Here is a 23,131-nt window from a genome sequence, read left to right on the forward strand (position 1 = left end):
TATTTATATCACCTCTACTTCCTCGAATTTAATTCCTATAAATTTTCTCTTTAATATACTTTCCACTACATCTAGAGAAACTATAAAATAATAATCTACACCCACTTTTATTTCAAATATATTGTAATCTCCTATTTTTTTAGAATCTAAAACTATTTTATCTACCCACCCATTTTTTAAATATAGTGTTTTATCACTTAATACATCTAACAAATCAGGAAGGACTAATCTATACACCTTTTGTTTTTTCATTTCTAAGTCACTAAATACTGCAATTTTATAAATTATTGTATTTTCATATAAGTTAAAAACCTTATGAAGCGCATCTGAAACAAGTAATACTGGTGCTTGAATAAAATCTGGATAAACACTGTTTTCATTCCCTTTTACAGGCACATTTGTAGATTCCTTAAACTTATTTTCATTTTCTTTTAGCAATGTCATTCTTTTACTATTATTAAAACCTTCTATTTCAATTGCATTTTCAAGATTTTTATCTTGTTTTAAAATAAAGTACTTCATACTTCGTTCCCTCCATCTATGTATATAGTTTGGAGTTGCTCTGGAGTTAAATGTATATATGGTATATCTTTTTCACTAAATATTGCGTCTTCTACATCTGCACCTTCAAAAGATACATTTGTAAAATTTGCATTTGTAAAATTTGAGTTTTTAAGATTTGCATTTCCAAAATCTACATATTGCAATTCTGATTTTCTAAAATCTCCACCTCTGCAATCCCCATTATTAAAATTGCAATCTTCAATTTTAGAATTTTCAAAAGACGTTCCAATTAATATTGAATTTTTAAATTCACATTTTTTAACTTCTGTATCTTTAAATTGTGATCTTATTATGTCACTTTCTGAAAAATCTATCTTTTTTAATTTGCTTCCTTTAAAATTAATAAATAACATATTTTGTTTTGTTAAATCACCATTTTCTAATATGCTATTTTTCCATACAGTATATACAAAAGGTAACTTTTCCTCTGATTGTTTTTTTAATTCTAATAGTTCTTTAATATTTTTTTCTTTATTATCCATTGTGAATATTGTTTCACTTTCTCCTTGATATTCGCTCCATTTTATAATATAAAAATCTTGTATTGAGCTTTCTTTCATCCATTCTTCTTCATCTAAATTCCATAACCAATTCCTTGCACTCTCTGACATATTGTTATAACATTCTACTGCTAAATCAAAGATTATTTCTTGAATATCATAGTTATTCACTTTTCCCATATAAATCTTTTTCTCTTTAATTAATTTTTCCTTTAAATCAATAAAAGGCTCAAATAAAAATTTCAAATCTATTTCTTCATATATTGAATCTTTATCTAAATACCACAATGAATTATATCCATGAATAAACGTCTTATAACTTTCGTTTAAAATATTTATTCTAAGAAGTTCAAATTGAAAAACTGCTATCTTATAATCTTCAATTACTTGTTGAAAATCCTTTGCCTTTTTTATTAAGCTTTTCATATTATCTATTATTAGATTTTTAACATTTTCCTCATTTTCTTTAAAGTTTTCTTCAAATTTTACTTTACACTCTTCTGCCAAATTTTTAGCCATATTTTCTTTAAACTGTTTTAATGACTCTTCTCTATTCATCAAAATCCCTTCCTTTACTTATAGGAATTATAATCTTCTTCTTAAAATATTTTTTCATAAATTAATTGTTATTAACTTTTGTGCCTTTTTCTCTTATTTGTCCTTGCTCATCAAAATCCAATCCTGCATTCTTGTCACAAGCAAAGTTTATTGTTTGTTTAGCACTTATTAAAAAGCTTTTTTGAGCTTCAATCTTAATATTTTCTTCTGCTGTTACATTTATATTGTTTTGACTTGTAATATTAAGTGTTCCATCACTTGTAAGATTCATCTCTGCTTGTCCACTATCACAAGAAATAAAAATACCTGCTGGAGTTAGTTTTACTTGCTTATCCTGTGCTGTTCTTAAATATTTATCATCTGGACTTCCCATTCTATCTTCTGCTTCCCCTGCACCTTGTTTGTATTCACTAACTGCACTTACTGCAAATGATTCATCTTCATCTTTTGTTGGGAAATATGCTTTTACGCTATCTCCTATTTCAGGCATGCAATACCATCCACTTCCATCACTTGAAGCTGACATAGTAGAAAATTTAAACAAATATGCACTTCCTATATCTTGAGATTTATCTATATTCAAGTGAATTTTTACTAAATCTCCTTGTATACTTATTATTTTTCCATCAATTGAACTTCCTATAATCTTTGTGTTATAAATTCTTTTTTGTCTTAATCCATTCTTTATCCTTAGCTTATAAGTATTTTCTAAAATACCATTTTTCATTTCATAGGTTCCTTTATATACATAAAAAGCTTGGTTTTCTAGTTGTATATTATCCCCTAATTTTAGTATTTCGTAATTTTGTATTTTATAAGTTATATAATCTGTTTCACTAGCATCTTGAAGATGATTTTGAAGCATATACTTATAATTCTCTAATTCTTTATATACTTCATAATTAGTGTTTAATGATTTTAACTTCTTAAATTGATTTGGAGTTGCCATAACATATTGTATTTGCTTAGACTCCATAGATCCAAATAGCCCTTGATTATATTTAGATGCCATTTTCTTTAAAAATTCCCAATCAGTTTCTTCATATTGAATAAGTAATTCCTTCACAGGCTCATCTGGTATATTTAAAATATAATTAGAATTGCTATACTCTTGCATTATAGAATTTATAAGCGTATGAGTTGTCATATCTATATTTTGGAAAGATCTAGATTTTAATTTTATATCCATTAAATAAGACATACTCTTTGCTTCTATATTAAGGGTGTACACTTTAAAATCTACATTTATTTCAATATTAGTCACAACTCCATAAAATAAAGTTGCATTTTCACTTCCTTCATAATAAATCTCTATAGTTTTATTATTTGTAGTTGAATGAATGTCTTTTTCCCCTTCTTCATTCTTTAAAACCCCTGTTAACTTTAAAGTTGCATGTTCATTTGTAGTAGTCTCTATCTTTAGGTTTTTAATTGACTCTAAGTTGTAACCATTAACTCTAATTTCTTTATAATTAATTGCTTCTACCATTTTTATACGCCCCCTTCTTTTTTAAGTTTCTTTTTCTTAATATACTGATGATATTGTTAATTAATTTTCATAAGCATTATGCTTGCTTTTATAAATAGTTCCCATGTTTTTATATCTGTATAAAAGCAATTATAATTTCCAATCAATACCGTTCCCTTATGTTGTTTATAGAAAATCAGATTATAAAGGTCTCCTTTACCTGTTGGTGTCTTATAAGTTCCATAAGATATTTTAGAAGTTCCTTCTCCTATTTCCCCTTCTTCTAACCATTCTAAATAAAGCTCCATATCCTTAAGGCTTTTTTCCATTCCTGCTTTAAATTGCTTAAATGTTTGCTTCACTGCACCTTTTTTAACATAATTTGCTGCAAAGCTTACTCCATACAAATCATTCACTAATGTAACATTAGAAGTAGTATTTACCTTCTCTTCAAAATATGCTAAAGGAACAGGCATCTCTATCTTGTTACCTAAAAAAGATTTTCGTCTAAATTTAAAACTTCTTTCTTCTAAATTCACCTCGCCTTCTTCCATTTGCTTTATTACTTCTTCAAGAGTAATCTCATCACTATTCTCTTCTGTATCTTTTTCTAATTTTTCATTTGATTCTTTTTCATTTAATTCTTTTTCTTTCTGAATTCTTTGCTCTAGCTTTAACTTTGCTATTTTTTCATCTACGTTATTATTCATCTTAAATTGCACTCCTTTATTGTAATTACAACCATAATTTTTATTTAGAGATGTTTAAAATCTACTCTAACCTACCCATTGTTATGAACTCTATTTCCAGCAACTAAAATTTCATCCCCATCAGACATTATTAAACTACTTCCTGATTCACATAAAATATCTATACCCTTTTGAGCTGTAATTGTCATTTCATTTTCTGCCCTTAAAGACAAACTTTGAGCACAAGCAATATAAATATTCTTCTGTCCAACAATATCTATTGTTCCATCCTTATTAAGATTCATAGAAGTTTGTCCGCCATCACATTCTATAAGTACTCCCTTTGGTGTAAATTTAATTTCTTTTCCAGATTCTGTCTTTAACGATTTATCATCTGGATTAGACATTCTATCTTCTCCACCATTTGATTTTTTAGTATCTATTGCATTTATAACAAATGCCTTACTTTCATCTTTAGTTGGACAATTCAATCTTATTTTTTCACCTATTTCCGGCATACAATACCATCCCCCACCATCTGGTGATGCTGCAACTGAAGCATAAGGGAACCAATAAGCTGTAGAGCTATCTGCATTATCGCTTATTTCTAGTTTTACTTTAACCTTATCTCTAGCAACTTCTAATATTGATCCATTAATAGATATCCCTATAACATTCATATTATATAAACGTTTTAATCTAAGACCGCCCCTTGGTCTTAATTCATATATATTTTCTAATTTACCTTCATCCATTGTATAAACTGCTTTTTTAACATAAAATTGTTGACCAATAAAATTAAAATTTTCCCCTAAATTTAATATTTCTTGAGTTCGTATTTTATAAGTAACAAAATCTGTTTCTAATACATTCTCTACGTCATTACTTCTTACATCATTGTATTCCTCAATAACTTTCGAAAGTGTATAATTGAAAATTTCTGTTTTAGGCTTTACTGATATCTCAGGAGTACCTAAAAACAAATGAATATTAGGTATTTCCATTGCACTTATAAGACTTTGATTATATCTAGATACTATACGTTTTAAAAATTCATAGTCAGTTTCATTGTATTGAAGTATGAATGCTCCAATAGGTTCATTTGGAATATTTATATCATACTTTGCACTAGGATAAGATTTCATCACTTCATCTATTAATTCATGTGTAGTCATATTAACATTTTGGAAATCCTTTTTTTTCTTCCTAATGTCCATTCTATAATCAAGACTCTTAGCTTCTATAGACATTATGTATACATAATTAACCACATTAACTTTTATTTTTGTAATAAGACCATTAAATAAAGAAAAATGTGATTCATCTTTTTCATAAAATACTTCAATAAGTGTTTCTTCATCTGCTGCTTGTACATAGCTATCTTTCATTTCATCATCTAAAATACCCGTAAATTTTAGAATTGCATGATTATTTATATCATTTTCTATACTCATATCCTCTATATGCTTAAATTCAAATGGGGATATTCTTAAGTTATCATATGCTATAAAATCCTCTTTCATAATTACACCCTTCCTTTCTTTTTAATCTATAAGTATCTTTCTATACTTGCTTCTCCCTTGATTACTACTTGCCCTAGTTCCACCTTTTATTGCATTTAATATCTCTAAAAGATGATTATAAATTTCTTGATTTGAGTAATCATTTATTTTAATATTTAATTTGTATACTAAATAACTCACTATTATTTCTTTTTCAACAGGATCTTTGCTTTGAATGCAAGTCATTCCAAAGGATATATCCCAAGGATCAGTTAAATTACATTTTAATAGACCCTTTCCGAATTCTCTTAAAATGTCAGAGTTTAGACTACTCTCTCCATATGCTGCATAAGGTGCATTTATGGTGTTTACTGTATCGTATTCTGTACATAAATCATCGAAACCTACGTGATTTGTCCTAAGCTTTGCACCAGTTCTAAGCTTAAATCTGCAGATCTCAATTTCATCAACTTTAAGTTCTAAATTTTCATCTAAGTAAACTTCTGTAGAAATTTTTATAAAATCCTTACATTCCACATTAGGTAAAAACTTCACTTTTAAAATCATCATTTTATTATTACATTTATACTCAATTTCTCTATCATCTTTTAAAAGATAAAGAACATCTTGATATTTTATTATTCCTTTTTCAACAACTATACAATCATCAGTTACATGTATATCACAGCCTGAAATTATTCCATTTGAATATTTTTTTAACATTACATCAAAAAATTCTCTTGGAAAATCTCTAAGTTCTTCTAACATATTTATTTTTAAAAGTCGTCCACTATTAAAAAGCGGATAATTATTCTCAAACAAAATCTTTACCCCCTAACTTCTATTTAAGCCCATCAAAAAAGTTTTGTTCCCATTTATCATTTTCAAAATAAAAGAACTTTTCTTTTCCCTTATAAAGTTCGTCATCTTTTCTTAAAATTGCAAGGACATAAAATCCCCAAAGTTCTTCCTTTGCCCATACAAAGAATTTTATTTCATTGTTTTCTATATTGTCTGTTTCATGTTGATTTATATTAGAATACATTTCCCCTATGGTCATTGCATCTGTTTCTTCTAATTCATCACTATTAAATTGGTAATTGTATTCATATTTTACAGCATCATTACTATCCTTTAAATATAATTTCAAAAGGATTCTATCCATAAATCTTGATATAAATCCCTTGCTTATTTCCTTACCTTTAATTAATACCTTTTGATCCCCTGTATGGCTATAAGCCGTTACAAGGTATGGAAGAGTTGGTGCTTTGCTTTCTATTTTTATATCTGCATATCCAAAATTTCTAGCATATAAATACTTTAATGCTCCCTTAAGACAAGTTAACTTTAATTCATACTCTTCTTTAGCTTCTTTTCTACTCTTGTTAACTTCAATTATTCGTCCTGGTATAAATTCTTTTAAGGCATCTTTAAATATCTCAACCTTACAAGATTGCCCTGTTAATTTAATAATAGAATAATCAAATAACTCATCATTTTCATATAACTTTTCTAAAAATTTCTTTATTATGTTATAAATATCACCTTTTATTAAGGTAGTTATCTCATATATACTAAGAGAAATTTCTGGTGCTTCTTTCACAACCTTTAAAACATCTTTATCTATATATGATAATTTCCACTTATCATATTTTACTGTGTTATCCTCTGAATCTTTAAGGTCTTTAGGCGTTAACATAACCTTTAAAATATCTGGATTTGTAAAAAATAACTTTTTAACTTCTTCTGCTAAATCAAATAAAAGGTAATAATTGCTCCTTACCTTACAATAATCGTTTTTGCTTCTTGTTTCATATAGTTGAAACTTTGTAGGAATTATTGATTCAGATTTTTCATATTCTTCATTTAAAGTCTCATATAATTGATTAATTCCTGACTTGTCTATAAACTTGAATATATCAATTTTAAATTCATCTATTATAGCTTTTTTTATATTTTCGCTTGTGTTTCTTAAAGAATTTGCCATTAAAATCTTTATGAACTGCATTATTCTAAAAGTAAGATTATTTCCACCAAAATCAGTATCTCCATTTTCATATGATGTCTCTATGTCTAATTTATAAGAAACCCTACTATTAGATATACTAAAGCTACATCCTGAAAGGTCTGTAGTTCCCCCTCCGCAATCTATAATAAGAGCTTTATACCATTCTCCTTGAACATACTTCTTTCTTTCAATTAAATCAGAAATAGTATTATAAAGTACGGCAACACTTTCTTCTAATATATTTTCACTTTCAACTGTATAATCACTTAAAATATCCTTAAATAAAGTATGGAATTTATATTTTTGCTTTGATGGACATGTTATATAAATATTCTTGAATTTGCACTTAAATCTTTGCTCTGCTAAGGATATAACATATTCCAAATAGGCTTTTATAATATCCTTTCTTTTTATAAATGTTGTTTTTTCATTAACATCTATTACCTTTTCACTTTTTTCAAAATCACTTATCCATCTTTTTATATCATAAAATAAGCTAAGTCCATCATCTGTATATCTTTTTTTTGATTCCATCATTGCATCATATCCAAAGATATATTCTATTTTATCTTCTTTTATATGTTTAACCCCTACAACACTTGGTATAAGTGGTGTTATATCTACATTTTCTTTAGTTGTATTTATTATTTTGACGAATCTTACTTTATCTTCTTCATAATCTGTATATTCTTCATTTTCGGTTAAGTTTTCATTTAATCCTGGAAATATCTCTTTATCTATGTAAATGCCAGCTGTTGTATTTGATGTTCCAAAATCAATGGCTAGTGGCATTGTTGTCTCATTTAATGGTTTTACTTCAAATTGCAATATAGGAAAAGAATTGAAGGATATAGAATAATCTATCTCATTTGTATCGCCTTCATAAATATCGTAAAGAAGCTCTGAATCTTTTTCTGAAAAAAATAAAAGACTGTAGTGCTTACTTTGAGATTCTATTACCTCTATTTTTTCATTTTTTGTTAAAAAGTACTTTTCTTTATTATTTTGAATTATTTTTTTTATATTAAATATGCTACAAACCTTAAATTTTTCATCAACTAAAAGTACATTACTCTCTTCTAAATTTTCATAACTATTTAGAATATAATTATCATAAATATCAAGTGATAGATTTTCATAAAGAGTTATTTTTCCTGGATAATCTATTTTTTTGCTTGTCATTATGGTTTTATTACTTCTTTTTAAAAACTTCTCAATTTTTTCAATTCCATTAGCCATATAGTGATTTATAAGTCTACTATCTTTTTCACCTCTATACTTCATTATTAGCCTTATAAGTTCTTCTTTATCAAGAGGATTGACTATGCTTTTTACTAGCTTTTCTTTATTACATATTTCCCTTAATTGAAATGTAGTCATGAGCCTTATATCTTTTTCTTTATATTTACTTTGCCTCTTTTCTTCTTTAGTTACCTTATGTAACTTGTATGAATATAAACTCATCTTATCCCCCTAATTTTTCATTAATTTTACTCAACCATAACTATTTCATCATTTTTCATAGTACTATTAAGTCCTAAAATCCCAAAGTGATGATTCCAAAATATTAATGGCTTCATCTCTATGGATAGAAATGTATCTAATATAAAATCAATTTTATTTTCAAGCTCTTTTGTCCTTATCTCATTTAAATAAATGTATATATCTTTTGGTTTTTCTCTATTTGAATATACAATACTATTTTTAAATATTTTTCTTAAAATCTTATTAAATAGCTGAATTGATACCCCTGTTTTATACAAAGTAATAAGTCCATTTAATAAAATATCTAATTGTTCTTTTTCAAAAGAAAGTATGTTTTTTGCCAACTTATCTCCAAAAACTTTATCTAATATATCTTTTAGAAGAAAAAAACTATAGAATTCTGTTTTACACAATCCTCTTTTAAGATCTAATTCTCCTAAATAGTGCAATAATATATCTAAAAGTACATCTCTAAATTCTCTACTTTCCTCAACATTAATATTAAATAAATCTTTGAAAATCCCATAAAATCTATAACACTCATTTACCTCTATAACTTTATCTTCTGGTAGCAATGCAACATTAAGATCTTCAAAAGCAATTTCCATATAAGGGCTGCATATTTCAGATTTTATAAATTTTATCTTTTCCCTATCAATTTTTTCTTTATCAGCATTTAATAATATATCCCAAATGTAATTCATAGTAATCTTCCTTCACACTCATACTCAGGATAAAGAAATTGTATTTCTGATACTAAAAAGCTTAAAATATCTTTATTTAAATAATTATCCTTATCTATTGGCTCAAAATATAAAATTAAAGCTTTCTTTATATTTTCATCTCTTATTTCATCAATTATAAAGTCATTTACATCATAGGTTTCTTTAATTTTTTTCAAATGATTTTTTTCTAATTTTATATCCTTAAATTTTAGATATTTAGATGCTTTTAATGAATTTATAACCCTTGCTAGTTCTGTTTTTGTCTTTATTGTATATGGATTTTGAAATGCTAGTTTATTAGAAAAGTTTACATTAACTTTATTAGTCATTAGTTCATATTCATATTTAGAAGTTTTATTTTCTTCACCGGATATAATATCCCATAGATTCCAAAATGCAGTTTCATTTGTGGTTGAGGATATTATTACTGATTCTTTTGTAAATGTAACATAGTTAATATCTACATTTTCATAATCAACTAAATATCCATTTTTCTCTCCTTGTTTTACAATTGAAATATTATGTTCATAATTAATTTTATCAATGCATGGCATTGGAAATCCATTGCATTTTAGCTTTAATTCCTTTATATTCCAAAGTGGTACCATATCATATTCTACGTATTTATTGTATTCTCCAAAATCCACTTCAATTTTAATTACGCTTTCATCATTTTCAATTTTATCTTTACATCCTATTAAAACTATATCAGCAATCTTATGAATATAAGGGTTATTAACCGTTGTCCATGTTACATTACTATTTATAAAGCTTTTATATAATCTGCTTACTTTATCTGTATATTCTTTATTTTCCACTACTTTAAAATAGGCTTCATGAACTTTTTTATTTGTTTCAATAACTCCCTTAATATTTAAATTATTACTAATAAATTCTTTAAAAATCAGATAATCACATTTAAGAAAAACCTTAAACATATTACTTGTCTTTTTTTCTTCAATTGATTTTAAAATCTTTATAGTATCATATGTTTTTTCTTCCACATCTTCTGATAAAATAGGATATAGGAAATCATCAGTTTGGTCTATTTTATTTCTTTTTATTATTGTTGAATAAATATTATATTTTTCTTTTACATACGGCACTTCATTAAAGACTCTTTCTTCTAATTGATTAAATCTATCTTCTGAATATTCTTCTAGTGATGAAAATACACTATTCATTATTTTTTTTAGTAATACTCTATCCCCTAATTCCTTAATTTCATTTAACTTCTCATGAATTTTATTATCCATTTTTTCACCTACGTTTACTTATTATTGTGCTTATATATAGACTATTTTATTGCAGCTAATTTACTATCTACTTTTGCTATGTCATCTATGTATCCTAAATTACTGTATATATCTTTTGCTAAAATATATAATACTTTTGCCGAATTAGTATCTCCTGAAGCATACCTTTTGTTTCCCTCAGCTACATACCTATCTGCCTCACCTTTTTTATCTGCCACTTCAATTATTTTTTTATCCATAAGTGCTATTTTTTCTTCTAACTCATAAACTGAACTATTTGCCCTTATCGCTTTAAACGCTTCTTTAGCTAAAGCATAATACATTTTTGCACTTACATAATCCCCTGCAACATACTCTAAATCTCCATTTTTCCTAAGATCTATAGCTTTACTTTGTAGTTCTTCTATAGCCTTCTTATCTTCATCTGCCTTTTTTTTAGCATCTTCATCTGTTTTTTTCTTATCTTCTGCGGTTTTATCTTTATCTGCTTTTTTCTGTTTCATATCTTCCGCTTTTTTATCATATATTTCTTGAAGTTTACCCATAGCTTCTTTCTTTTCATCTTTTAAATAGTAATTTAAAGATAATTCTTTAGCTTCTAAATAATTTGCTTCAGCTTCATTTAGCAATCCGCCTTCTACTTGTTTATCTCCTAAAATTAATAAATCTGAAACATTAATACAATTTTTAACTATATCTATTTTTTTAAGTATATATTCTCTTCCTATGTTTTCAACATTCCCTGCTTTTTCTAATGCAATCATATATTTATCTAAAGCATCCTCATATTTTTTAGATTCTAAGTCTTTATCAGCTTCTGCTATTATTTCTGTGTACTTATAATCTTCATCTAAAAGCTCAGCATCATTTTCAAGTTTATATTTTTTAGCTATATCTAAAGCCTTTTTATATTCTTCACTTGATTTTTCAATATTTTCATTTTTTATGTATTGCTCCGCATTTTGTTTATATTCACCCATAGTTAAAATATTATCTTTCTTTCTATTATTTTTAATAATTAATATAGTTACTAGTATTGCTATAATCAAAAGTATCGGTATTGCGGTTAATATAACTTTTTTTATTATTTTCTTTCTTTTAGGGTTTATATAAGCTTTTTCTACAAAAGTTAATGCTAAAGTATAATTTTCTAGATCCTTTGATTGCTTTGATAAAATCATATCTTCTACGCTATCAACTACATCTTTTGGAGACTTTGCCCCTTCTAGAGCATCTTCTATTTCCTTTGCATCACAATTTTCCCATATCCCTTTTGTAAGAAGAGCAAATGCATCTCCATCTGCAAGCTTAATTCTTTTTGATACATATGGTTTGCTTATATTATTTTCTCCTAAGTATGAAGAAAGATTATTTCTCTCAGTATGTTTTGCTATTTTATCTAAAGGAATCATTTCTTTATCTGCTAGTTCTTGAGTTAAAGACTCATCTTTACTTTTTAATTTTAAATATCCATCTTTAAATAAATAAAATCTAGTGTTTCCAATAGTTGAATACACTAACTTACTATAATTAGTTACAACTACCGTAATTGATGCTTTTAATCTCACATTTCTACTACTTGCTATTAATGCATTATTTGCATTTTTTAAATATTTTCTTATAATAAATTTGTTCATTGTAGGCTTTTCTGTGAAATCTTTTATAAATTGTGTTACTGCTATTTTTTGACTTTTTAATTCTTTATCCTCATCTATTCCATCTGCTATTACATAGCATGCATAATTATCTAGTTCAATAAATGCAAAATAGTCTTTATTTTGTAGAAAAGCTCCTTCTTCTGATACAAAGTTTGTATTAAATCTTGAGTTTAGCTTCTTCATTTTATTCACCCTAACTTATTTTTATTAGCTCTGCTATTTCTATTAGCTATATTTTTTATATGTATTATCTCTTTTTTTACCACAATATTTCATAAGTATGATACTACCATTACAATTATTTGAATTGTTATTTTTAACTTTTTGCATTATTTCCTTACATACTTCTTCTATGTCAATATTCTTTTTTTCTAAAATACTCTCAAGCTCTATCCACCTTAATCCTTCATATACTCCTCTACTCATAAGTACAATTATGTCATTTTTATAAAGCTTAATTGGGACTTCGCAATTTTCCATATTCTTAAATGATTCTTGACCTAGATAGTATAAAAGTTTTTTTTCTTTTAATGCATATAAAGCCTCTAACTTATGAATCTTTCCATTGTAATATTCTCTTTTTGCTACTTCTCCCATAGCATGTCCTTCACTTAATCTAATAAGCTCTTTGTTTCTAAAAACAGTAAGCATGGCGTCTCCAACTAATGCATAATGTAATAAATTATCATTTATTATTACACTAAGTACAGTTGCCCCACCCTTGTCTCTTTCAACTCTTTTTATTATTTCATGGTTTGCCTTATTGAAAGCCTTTTTAAAAAAATAATTTACTTTATCTAAGCTTCCTTCTTCTTTAAACATCTTTGTTATTGTCTTAACTGATACCATGCTAGAAATTCTTCCTGCTTCATTTTTACCTCGACCATCTGCTAAAACTGCTAATGTTCCATAAGGTGCACTTACTATATCTACATAATCTTCTTGAATTTCTTCATATCCAATACATACGCCTTGTGCTATTTGTAAATCTTTTTTATTTATTTTCTTTAATAAATAAACCCTTATTATCAATAGAATTATTAGTAATGCTCCAAGTAAAACTATAAGCTTTATATTTCCATATTCATTAATATTTAGCATATATAATTCACCTACTCATTATCTTGCCATTCAAAATGTTCTCCACAAAATGGTACAAAAAGGAACTTGCTTTTTCCAAGTTCAATTACATCATAAGCAGAAAGTTCTGATGGCATATAAGCTGGTTCTCCATTTAAATAAGCTATACCCGAAGAATCTCCTGGTAATAATACATTGTTTTTCTTTTTAGGATCATATACTACTATTGCATGATTTCTATTTGCAATATAATTATCTCCTATTATTTGTATATCCATATCATCTGCTCTACCTATGAAATTTTTCCCACTTTTTATCTTATAATCTTTACCTACCCTTGTACCTTCAATACATACAAGCCAGCCACAAACAGGATCAACTTCTTGATATAAAAGATTAGTCTCTATATCTGATTTTTTTGGCGAAACTTCTGATTTAGTTTCTTTTTTTGTAGTGTCCATATTACAATATGGACATATTGTTCCATAACGTCTTTCACTAAACATATGTCCGTTTTGACATCTAATAAGTCCCACTTATCTCACTCCATTTCATTTAAGTAAAAGTTTAACTTTAGAAATAAATATAATATCTCCTTTTTTTAATTCACAAGGAGCATCCTTTACAATTCTATACTTTTTACCATCATCTATTTTTTGAATACTAACTCCATTTTCAGAAGATAAATCTTCTATATACCACTTTCCAGCAGCATAATTTAAAACAGCATGATTATTATCAATCATCGTTGAATAAATAGAATCATTTAAATCTATAAAAACTTTATCATTTATAGTATTTTTTCCTATAATAAATGCTATTTGCTCTTCTATATTCCATGTTCTTATAATTTCATTATCTTCATTAATTAATTGAATACTATTTATATTACTTTCATCTTGTAAAATTTCTTCTTTATGTAATTTATAATATAACTTTATAAAACATATTATTCCAAAAATTATTGCAATAATTATAATTATTCCTCTTATATATGTAGATTCTATGGTAATATATGCTACCATACATATTAATGCAATTATAGCTCCTATAAATACATTAATTAATTGCATACTTGCTACTAATTTGTTATTAAAATTTTTATTATTACTATTCAAAGTAACTCACCCCATTACTTCTTTTTTATATTAAAAAAGCCTTCAAACATATTACTCGTATCTATTGGATTCTTTTGGTTTTTTAATTTATCTTTATCTATATTATTTGTATTTGCATCAAATCCAAATAAGCTTTCAAAATATTTATTCAAATCTGCCATACTATCACTTTTGTCTTGAGATTTTCTATTATCATTACTAGATTTATTATTTTTACTATTTGTATCTTTACTATTGCTTTGCTTAGAACTAGATATTTTTTTATCATATTCTTTTCTTGAATCTTCATTACCTAAAATTTCATATGCTTCATTTATCTCTTGAAAATTTCTTAAAGCATTTTCATTATTTACATTTCTATCTGGATGATATTTTTTTGCTAAAATCCTAAATGCCTTTTTAATTTCATCTTTAGTTGCATTAACTGATATATCTAATGTTTTATAATAATTCTTCACATTCTACCTCATCTTATATTTTTATAGAAAAAGATTTTCCTCTTGAAAGTATGCTCTCAAGAGAAAAATCAATTGTAATATTAAGCGCTATATCCGCCTTCTATTGTAACTAAGCTTAGCTTGTCTTTCTTTTGTCTTACAATAAGCTCAAATGTACCTATACCTTCAGTATCTCCAAAATGTTCTTTATAATCTACTACAAAAGCATTTGGATATGTTATTTTTCTTATAATTTGATCTGCTGAAATTACTTCTACAGTAATTTTTCTATAACAGTCTGCTTTTTCTGCAGGTACTAGTGACCATGTTCCCATTTGTCTTGTAGCGTCAAATGGATCTCCGTCTACCGCTGTTAATATTTTACCACTTATTATCATTGTACTTCCTACGTCTTTTGAACGAGCGTTTGTATCTTTTGGTGTATCAGTTGCAAACTTTACAGTTTCAACACTTTCTATACTAAGGTTTATTGTTTCTGCACCTTCAATTTTTACTTTAAATCCCATTTTTTATTTCCTCCTTATCTTAAATTCTATTCTCCGAAACCGCCTTCAAACTTAACGTTTGCTGTTTTGTCTTTCTTTTGTTTAACATATAATTTAAATGTTCCTACGCCTTCTTCATCTCCATAAGATTCCTTATAATCTACTACAAAAGCATTAGGTAAAGTAAGTTGTCTTACTATTTGTGAAGCTGAAATAACATCTACTTTTACACTTCTGTAACAATCAGCTTTTTCTGCTGGTACAAGTGACCATTGTGCTAATTTAATAGTGTTATCTGCTGCCTCTCCTCCAACTGGTGTTAATATTTTACCAGTTATAACTAATGATGTTCCTAGATCTGTTGAACGTGCATTAGAATCGTCTGGTGTATCTGTTTTAAATTCTACAGTTAAAATACTTTCAATATTTAAATCGATACTTTCTGCGCCCTCAATCTTTACTCTAAATCCCATTTTTTTGTCCTCCCTTTAATTTTTATTTATAATAAAAATAGATGTGTAAAACGTCTATTGAAATTAACCTACATCGTTACGTGTGATTTCCACTTCTAAATTCTTAACATTTCCGTTAAATACAAGATCAATGTTACATTTTCCTGTTTTATCATTTATCACAAAATTGATATCATCACCATCTTGAATAATAGAATTACAATATTCTTTATTTGCCATCCATTTGCTTTTTACACTTGTTGGATTATTACTAAAGAATCTAACAATATTATCTTCTTTAAAATCATTAGTGTGGAACCTTAATATTCTTTCTATATATGTTGTAACTAATGTTTTATATATTGATTCAAAATCATTTTCAGTAGCTTGTAAACTTCTTGCTTTATAAACTGTTATTTGCTTTATATCTTTTCCTTGTAATTGGGCATTTTCAGATGAAAAAACAAATCCAAAGTTTCTTTTATTTATTAAATTTTTAATTTCATTTGTAAACCCTGATATTTCTTTTGCTAGTGTTGTTGTTATTTTCAATGCATTTGATCCAGATTCTATATCAAATCTAACCCCTGGATATTCACTAGATATATAATCATAATATTCTCTTAAATATTCTGGACATTGGTATGCAGCTACAATACCCGCTGCTATATATGAACTCCCAATATAAACCCCTTCTATCCAAAGTTTAAGAATATCTTCTTTTTCTTTAGATAGTTCTGCTGATCCATTTTGAGAAAGTATCATTCTCTTATCTAATATTACTCCTGATTTTTCTTTTGGAATAACTGTAAAATTAGGTATACATGGAATTGCAAATTCGCTATATGTATTATTTAATAAAGGTGAACATTTATCTATAAATTTATCAATTCCTGCTGTTGCTACATGATTAAATGTAGTATCTTCTCTTGGTTCAAAACTAAAGAAAATTTGTATTCTATATTTTTGAACTGTATCTAAAAGCAGTGATAATTCTTCCATGGAATTTGAATCTGTCTTTTCAGTTTGTTTATTTGACTTAAATCTTTCTCTTATAATTTTATTTTTACTTTGTCCTTCAAGTTCAATTGATGGAACAATACCAAACCAAATTGTATTATCAAAATCATTTTTGTCATTTACTGAACTTAAAAAAGTATTTAATCTAGGTAAATTATTAGAACTTACTAACTTACCTAACTTTGTATTTGTAACTAATAAAGATGGCTTCATACCTTTATTTTTTGTTTTATATTGATCAAAAAACATTTTCACTCCTAATATTTTTTCAATCAGAGGTTTTACTGTCTTTATGAAATCATCTTTAGAACTTTTATAAAACTCTAAATAAGTATTATAATTTTCTACTTCTACATCTAAATTAACTGAGCTTTCCATAGTTGACACTAATGGACAAAATGTTCTTATAACTAAGCTCTTTACATAATCAGATTTAACTTCATTAATATCATCATAATCATCTTGGAAAGCTTCCATTAACCCTACATTTGCTTTATCATCTATTGCAACTAATGATTTTTCCTCTACCTTTGGTGCTTCTAAAACTTTTAATTCTCCATTTCCACCCATACTCAAAACACCTATTTGAAAACAATCATTTCCGTTCTTATTATCTTCTGCCCCAAGAAGTAATCTTGTTTTTATGTCTTCAATAGCAAGAGGTAACATTGCCATAATATTATTATAATTTGAACTTGCTTCTTCAAACATAATATTAAGCTTGTCTCCTAAATCTAATTTACTTGGGTCTTCATCTTCTAAAGCTTCATATTTACTATATGTATATTGAATTTCTTTTCGAGTTTGTTTTATATCATCCATAACTTTTTTAGGAGATATCATATCCAACAAATTTTCGAATTTAAAATCTACATTTGCTATTCCTTGGGCTCTTTTGGTATCAATTAAAGTAAATAACATTTTTAAAAAGTCATTTGATTGATTAATTGGAATTTCTGTTACCAATTCATCTGAAATGCCTTCTGGTTTTTTTAGTGTATACATTACCTTTTGATTTGATGCATTAAAAAATGAATATACTACTGGAGCAAACTTTTCTAAAAATTCATCAAAACTGTTAACTAGAAAATAGTCATTAATTTCCTTTACTTTATCATCATTTAAACTATTTAATCCCTTTGTGTCCCCTATTACTGAAATTAAATCTAATTTTTCTGGATTTATTTCCTCAAATAATATTGTTCTATTTGTTTGTTGAATTACTTCCATATTTGCACTCCTTTGTTTAATATATATATAATTGCAAATTATAGTATATATTTTTCATTTTTTTAATGTTTTTTTAAATTTTTCATTAACTTTCTTGTCTACTTTTATTATTTCGTAGTTTATGTATATTACTTTATAGCAAATTTGTTATTTTTTTGTTATATGTGTATATTAATCCAAATTCAAAATTTTTTAAATATTAAAATTTTGCTTACTTAGAGTATAATTTTAGTAGGCTACCCTAGTAGAAATGAATAGAATTTCAAGCAAAAAAAGAGTGCCTAATACCTTAAAGGTATCAAACACTCTTTCATTATTTTCTTAAGCATCTCCCAATAAATAACTAATCAGTATCCATTGGTTTTACGATGCCTTATTTAAAAGCTTTTTCGTAATCTTGTGTGAATTTTGCGATTCCACTATCTGTTAATGGATGTTTTATCATTTGAGCTATTACTGAATATGGTACTGTTGCTATATCTGATCCCGCTAGTGCTACATCTAATACATGCATTGGATTTCTTACACTTGCAGATATTATTTCTGTTTCTATTCCATGTATAGCAAATATTTCAGCTATTTGTTTTACAACTTCAATACCTGGATTTCCGATATCATCTAATCTTCCAAGGAATGGACTTACAAAACTTGCACCAGCTTTTGCAGCTAATAAAGCTTGAACTGATGAGAATATAAGAGTTACATTTGTCTTAATTCCATCTTTAGATAATAACTTAGTTGCTTTTAATCCTTCTTCACACATAGGGATTTTAACTACTATATTTTTGTGTATTTTTGCTAATTTCTTACCTTCTTCATACATTTCTTGGCCATTTAAGCTCATTACTTCTGCACTTATAGGTCCGTCAACTATTGAACAAATTTCATTTATAACTTCACTAAGATCTCTACCTTCTCTTGCAATTAATGATGGGTTTGTTGTTACCCCACATATAACTCCTAGTTCATTTGCTTTTCTTATATCCTCTATATTTGCTGTATCTACGAAAAATTTCATATTAATATTCCTCCTATGCTAATATTTCTTTTACTTTGTTTATTATTGATTCAGATGTTAAACCATATTTAACCATTAGTTCATTTGGAGTACCTGATTGACCAAAGATATCATTTATTCCTACCATTTTAACTATAGTTGGACATTCACTTGTAACAACTGTAGAAACTACTGACCCAAGGCCTCCAATTATTGAATGCTCTTCTGCAGTTACTATACCCTTTGTTTCTCTTGCTGCCTTTAGGATTATTTCTCTATCTATAGGCTTTATAGTAGATATATTTATTACTCTAGCTCCTATACCTTGCTCAAGCAAAGCTTTTGAAGCTTCAATAGCCTTTTGAACCATCATTCCTGTTGCTATAATAGCAACGTCATTTCCAGGAGCAACTTCTACGCCCTTACCAATTTCAAATTTATAATTTGCATCAAATATATCATCTGTATTACATCTTCCAAATCTTAAATATACAGGACCATCATAAGCTGCTGCTGCTTTAACAGCTTGCATTGCCTCTGTGTGATCTGCAGGAACTATTACAGTCATATTAGGTAGTGAATTCATTAATGCTATATCTTCAATTGATTGATGTGATCCACCATCTTCACCTACTGTTATACCTGCATGAGTTGCTGCTATTTTAACATTCATATTTGGATAACATATTGAATTTCTTATTATTTCAAATGCTCTACCAGTAGCAAATACTGCAAATGTACTAGCAAATGGAATATTTCCTACATTAGATAAACCTGCAGCCATTCCCATTAAGTTTTGCTCTGCTATTCCTACGTTGAAAAATCTATCTTTAAACTTATTCTTAAAATCATTTGTTTTTGTAGATTTTGAAAGATCTGCATCTAAAACTACTATATTCTCATTTTCATATCCTAGCTCTACTAAAGCCATTCCATATGATTCTCTTGTTGCTTTTCCCATATTATTTTCTCCTCCTATCTTTCAATATCTATTATTGCTTGTAATCTTTGCTCTTCACTTGGAGCCTGACCATGCCATTCTGCTTTATTTTCCATAAAGCTAACACCTTTTCCTTTTACTGTTGTAGCTATAATTACAGTTGGTTTGTCTAAGCACTTTTCTGCTTTAGCAAAAGCTTCATGAATTTCTTCAAAATCATGACCATTGCACTTAACTACATTCCATCCAAAGCTTGTAAATTTATCATCTAAAGGAGATATAGACATAACATCTTCATTTTTACCATCTATTTGTAGTCCATTATAATCAATTACTGCCACTAAATTTGATAACTTGTAATGAGCTGCTGCCATTGCTGCTTCCCAAACTAATCCTTCTTGAAGTTCTCCATCACCAAGGACTGTATAAACCTTTGCCTTAGATTTCTTTAATTTAAGGCCAACAGCCATTCCAACTGCATTAGATATTCCTTGGCCAAGTGATCCTGTTGATACATCTACTCCTGGAACCTTCTTTTTATCTGGATGACCTTGCAAAATTGCTCCTAGTTTTCTTAAACCATTTAACTCTTCCCTTGGGAAAAATCCTTTTTCACATAACACTCCATAAAGTGCTGGTGCTGCATGGCCTTTACTTAATACAAATCTATCTCTATTTTCATCTTTTGGATTATTCGCATCTACATTCATCTTTTCAAAATATAAATAAGTTAAGATATCTGTGCAAGATAAAGATCCACCTGGATGACCAGATTTTGATTCATATATCATGTTTATAATATCTTTTCTAACTTCCTTTGATTTTTTAATAAGTATCTCTTTATTCATAAAATCTCACCTCTTAAAATTTCAAGAGAACCCTTTTGAATTCCCTTGTTACTTATTCTAACTTTAGTTTAATAACCTTTTACTTTTTCATTATTTAATATTTTTATTATTGAACTAGTTCCAAGTCTGCTAGCTCCAATTTTAATAAATTCCTCTGCTGTTGCTAAATCCTTAACCCCTCCAGCAGCCTTAATTTTAACATTCGGTCCAATGTTTTTAGCAAAAAGCTCTAAATCTTCCTTAGTAGCGCCTCCTGTTCCGAATCCAGTTGAAGTTTTTATGAAATCTGCCTTAGCATTAGTTACTATTTTGCACATTTCAATTTTTTCTTCTTCTGTTAGGAAGCATGCTTCAATAATTACTTTTAATATATTATGTCCACAAGCCTTTTTAAGTCTTATTATTTCCTCTTCGATCGCCTTAAAGTTTTTATCTTTAAGATCACCTAAGTTAATAACCATATCTATCTCATCTGCACCATTTGCTAGTGCATCTGTAGTTTCAAAAACCTTAGTGTTAGTTGTCATATATCCATTTGGGAACCCTATTACAGTACAAACTGCTAGCTTATCCCCTACATATTCCTTAGCTCTTTTAACATATGCTGGTGGGATACATACTGATGCAACCCCATATTCCATTCCATCATCACATATAGTTTTTATTTCTGCCCATGTAGCAGTTACATTTAATAAAGTATGATCAACCTTTGAAACAATATCTTTCTTATCCATTTTATTTTCTCCTCACTCTTAGGTATTTTTTTAAGGCATTGTAAAATAAATACCTTATATAATTTTATTAATTATTGATACTTTAGCTGGTTTCTTATCTTGAATATCATATGCTTCTAATAGAACTTCTTCAGCTTTTACAAATAGATTTTCGTGGCTAGAATATAATGTAGCAAGTACATCACCCTTTTTAACATAGTCGCCCATTTTTATTTTTAATAGGATTCCAGCACCATGATCTATATTATCAGCCTTTGTTTCTCTTCCAGCTCCAGTGATTAATGATGATATACCTACTTTTTCTGCATCTAAATCAAATACATAGCCTTCTTTAGGTGATTTAACTTCATGAATCAATGGTGATATAGTAAATTTCTTTGGATTATCTATAACAGCTGGATCTCCACCTTGATTTACAACTAATTCTCTTAATTTTGAAAGGGCTTTTCCATTAGCTAATAATTCTTCGAGTAGCTTTCTTCCCTTTTCTACATCTACTTCTATATTTCCTAATTTAAGCATTTGAGCTCCAAGTTCTAAGCACAACTCTCTTAAATCATCTGGACCTCTATTACTTAATACTTCAATAACTTCTTGAATTTCAAGAGCATTACCTACTGCATAACCTAAAGGTTCCCCCATTAGTGTAATTGCTGCTGAAGTGTTACGTCCTAAATTTTTACCTATACTAACCATAGCTCTTGCTAATTCTTCTGCATCTTTTGCTGTTTTCATAAATGCACCTTCACCGTATTTAACGTCTAAAAGAATTGCATCTGATCCTGAAGCTATTTTTTTACTCATAATACTTGCTGCTATAAGAGGTATGCTATCAACTGTAGCTGTTACATCTCTTAAAGCGTATATCTTTTTATCTGCTGGCACAAGGTTTTGAGTTTGACCTGCTATTACAAGTCCTGCATTTTGAACTAAATCTTTAAACTTAGCTTCATCTACTTCTATGTTAAACCCTGGAATAGATTCTAATTTATCTAAAGTTCCTCCAGTGTGCCCAAGGCCTCTACCTGATAATTTTGCAACCTTCCCACCAGCTGCTGCTACCATTGGTATTAAGATAAGAGAAGTCTTATCACCAACACCTCCAGTACTATGTTTATCAAGTTTAATTCCATCTATCATTGTAAGGTCTATTACATCTCCTGAATTTACCATTGCCATAGTAAGATTGGATGTTTCTACCTCTGTAAAACCATTTAAATATATTGCCATTAATAATGCCGAAGTCTGGTAATCGGTTACTTCTCCGGTAACATAATTTTCTATGAAGAAATCAATTTCATCTTTAGATAGCTCTTTATGATCTCTCTTGTTTTTAATAATATCATACATTCTCAT

General features: G+C 27.7%; 22 protein-coding genes. All 22 read right to left on the minus strand.

Going from position 1 to position 23,131, the window contains the following annotated elements; translation table 11 throughout:
• Positions 1–3 precede the first annotated feature (3 nt).
• On the minus strand, positions 4–522 hold the full coding sequence (locus BLS77_RS06760) for a hypothetical protein (RefSeq protein ID WP_089967219.1): 519 nt from the start codon (positions 520–522) through the stop codon (positions 4–6).
• Positions 519–1,622: a pentapeptide repeat-containing protein gene (locus BLS77_RS06765; RefSeq protein ID WP_089967221.1), complete on the minus strand. Its 1,104-nt coding sequence runs from the start codon at positions 1,620–1,622 to the stop codon at positions 519–521. The genes BLS77_RS06760 and BLS77_RS06765 overlap by 4 nt, the downstream gene beginning before the upstream one ends.
• A 61-nt stretch (positions 1,623–1,683) precedes the next feature.
• Positions 1,684–3,111, minus strand: coding sequence for a late control protein D (locus BLS77_RS06770; protein ID WP_089967222.1), 1,428 nt, complete (start codon positions 3,109–3,111; stop codon positions 1,684–1,686).
• Between the two features lie 56 nt (positions 3,112–3,167).
• Complete coding sequence (locus BLS77_RS06775) at positions 3,168–3,800, minus strand: hypothetical protein (RefSeq protein WP_089967224.1); 633 nt, start codon at positions 3,798–3,800, stop codon at positions 3,168–3,170.
• A 71-nt stretch (positions 3,801–3,871) separates the two neighbouring features.
• Entirely contained in the window at positions 3,872–5,302 is a 1,431-nt protein-coding gene (locus BLS77_RS06780) for a phage baseplate assembly protein V (protein WP_089967226.1), read from the minus strand.
• A 21-nt stretch (positions 5,303–5,323) separates the two neighbouring features.
• Complete coding sequence (locus BLS77_RS06785) at positions 5,324–6,103, minus strand: hypothetical protein (protein WP_089967227.1); 780 nt, start codon at positions 6,101–6,103, stop codon at positions 5,324–5,326.
• 19 nt (positions 6,104–6,122) lie between these two features.
• A complete protein-coding gene (locus BLS77_RS06790; RefSeq protein ID WP_089967229.1) occupies positions 6,123–8,753 on the minus strand; it encodes an Hsp70 family protein in 2,631 nt (876 codons plus the stop codon).
• A gap of 26 nt (positions 8,754–8,779) precedes the next feature.
• A complete protein-coding gene (locus BLS77_RS06795) occupies positions 8,780–9,478 on the minus strand; it encodes a hypothetical protein (RefSeq protein ID WP_089967231.1) in 699 nt (232 codons plus the stop codon).
• Positions 9,475–10,755, minus strand: a complete 1,281-nt coding sequence (locus BLS77_RS06800; RefSeq protein WP_089967233.1) for a normocyte-binding protein — start codon at positions 10,753–10,755, stop codon at positions 9,475–9,477. Before BLS77_RS06800 ends, BLS77_RS06795 begins: the two co-directional genes overlap by 4 nt.
• 41 nt (positions 10,756–10,796) lie before the next feature.
• On the minus strand, positions 10,797–12,596 hold the full coding sequence (locus BLS77_RS06805) for a PP2C family protein-serine/threonine phosphatase (protein ID WP_089967235.1): 1,800 nt from the start codon (positions 12,594–12,596) through the stop codon (positions 10,797–10,799).
• Positions 12,597–12,638: 42 nt separating this feature from the next.
• Positions 12,639–13,514: a PP2C family protein-serine/threonine phosphatase gene (locus tag BLS77_RS06810; protein ID WP_089967237.1), complete on the minus strand. Its 876-nt coding sequence runs from the start codon at positions 13,512–13,514 to the stop codon at positions 12,639–12,641.
• A gap of 11 nt (positions 13,515–13,525) precedes the next feature.
• Positions 13,526–14,029, minus strand: coding sequence for an FHA domain-containing protein (locus BLS77_RS06815; protein WP_089967239.1), 504 nt, complete (start codon positions 14,027–14,029; stop codon positions 13,526–13,528).
• A 15-nt stretch (positions 14,030–14,044) separates the two neighbouring features.
• A complete protein-coding gene (locus BLS77_RS06820) occupies positions 14,045–14,566 on the minus strand; it encodes an FHA domain-containing protein (RefSeq protein ID WP_089967600.1) in 522 nt (173 codons plus the stop codon).
• A gap of 59 nt (positions 14,567–14,625) precedes the next feature.
• Positions 14,626–15,069 carry a J domain-containing protein gene (locus tag BLS77_RS06825; RefSeq protein ID WP_089967241.1) on the minus strand — a complete coding sequence of 148 codons (444 nt, stop codon included), beginning with the start codon at positions 15,067–15,069 and terminating at the stop codon, positions 14,626–14,628.
• Positions 15,070–15,149: 80 nt separating this feature from the next.
• Positions 15,150–15,575, minus strand: coding sequence for a membrane-associated protease 1 (locus BLS77_RS06830; protein ID WP_089967243.1), 426 nt, complete (start codon positions 15,573–15,575; stop codon positions 15,150–15,152).
• Positions 15,576–15,601: 26 nt separating this feature from the next.
• Positions 15,602–16,027: a membrane-associated protease 1 gene (locus BLS77_RS06835; RefSeq protein ID WP_089967245.1), complete on the minus strand. Its 426-nt coding sequence runs from the start codon at positions 16,025–16,027 to the stop codon at positions 15,602–15,604.
• A gap of 63 nt (positions 16,028–16,090) precedes the next feature.
• Entirely contained in the window at positions 16,091–18,256 is a 2,166-nt protein-coding gene (locus tag BLS77_RS06840) for a transcriptional regulator (RefSeq protein WP_089967247.1), read from the minus strand.
• Positions 18,257–18,629: 373 nt separating this feature from the next.
• A complete protein-coding gene (fsa, locus tag BLS77_RS06845) occupies positions 18,630–19,274 on the minus strand; it encodes a fructose-6-phosphate aldolase (protein ID WP_089967248.1) in 645 nt (214 codons plus the stop codon).
• 13 nt (positions 19,275–19,287) lie between these two features.
• A complete protein-coding gene (locus BLS77_RS06850; protein ID WP_089967249.1) occupies positions 19,288–20,214 on the minus strand; it encodes a transketolase family protein in 927 nt (308 codons plus the stop codon).
• Positions 20,215–20,228: 14 nt separating this feature from the next.
• Positions 20,229–21,041 carry a transketolase gene (locus tag BLS77_RS06855; RefSeq protein ID WP_089967251.1) on the minus strand — a complete coding sequence of 271 codons (813 nt, stop codon included), beginning with the start codon at positions 21,039–21,041 and terminating at the stop codon, positions 20,229–20,231.
• A gap of 68 nt (positions 21,042–21,109) precedes the next feature.
• Positions 21,110–21,775 (minus strand): deoxyribose-phosphate aldolase, encoded by a 666-nt coding sequence (gene deoC / locus BLS77_RS06860; protein ID WP_089967252.1) that lies wholly within the window; start codon positions 21,773–21,775, stop codon positions 21,110–21,112.
• A gap of 54 nt (positions 21,776–21,829) precedes the next feature.
• The gene (locus BLS77_RS06865) at positions 21,830–23,131 is read right to left on the minus strand and encodes a pyrimidine-nucleoside phosphorylase (protein ID WP_089967254.1); all 1,302 of its coding nucleotides are present in this window, start codon (positions 23,129–23,131) and stop codon (positions 21,830–21,832) included.

Source organism: Clostridium gasigenes (genome assembly GCF_900104115.1).
Taxonomy (GTDB): domain Bacteria; phylum Bacillota; class Clostridia; order Clostridiales; family Clostridiaceae; genus Clostridium; species Clostridium gasigenes.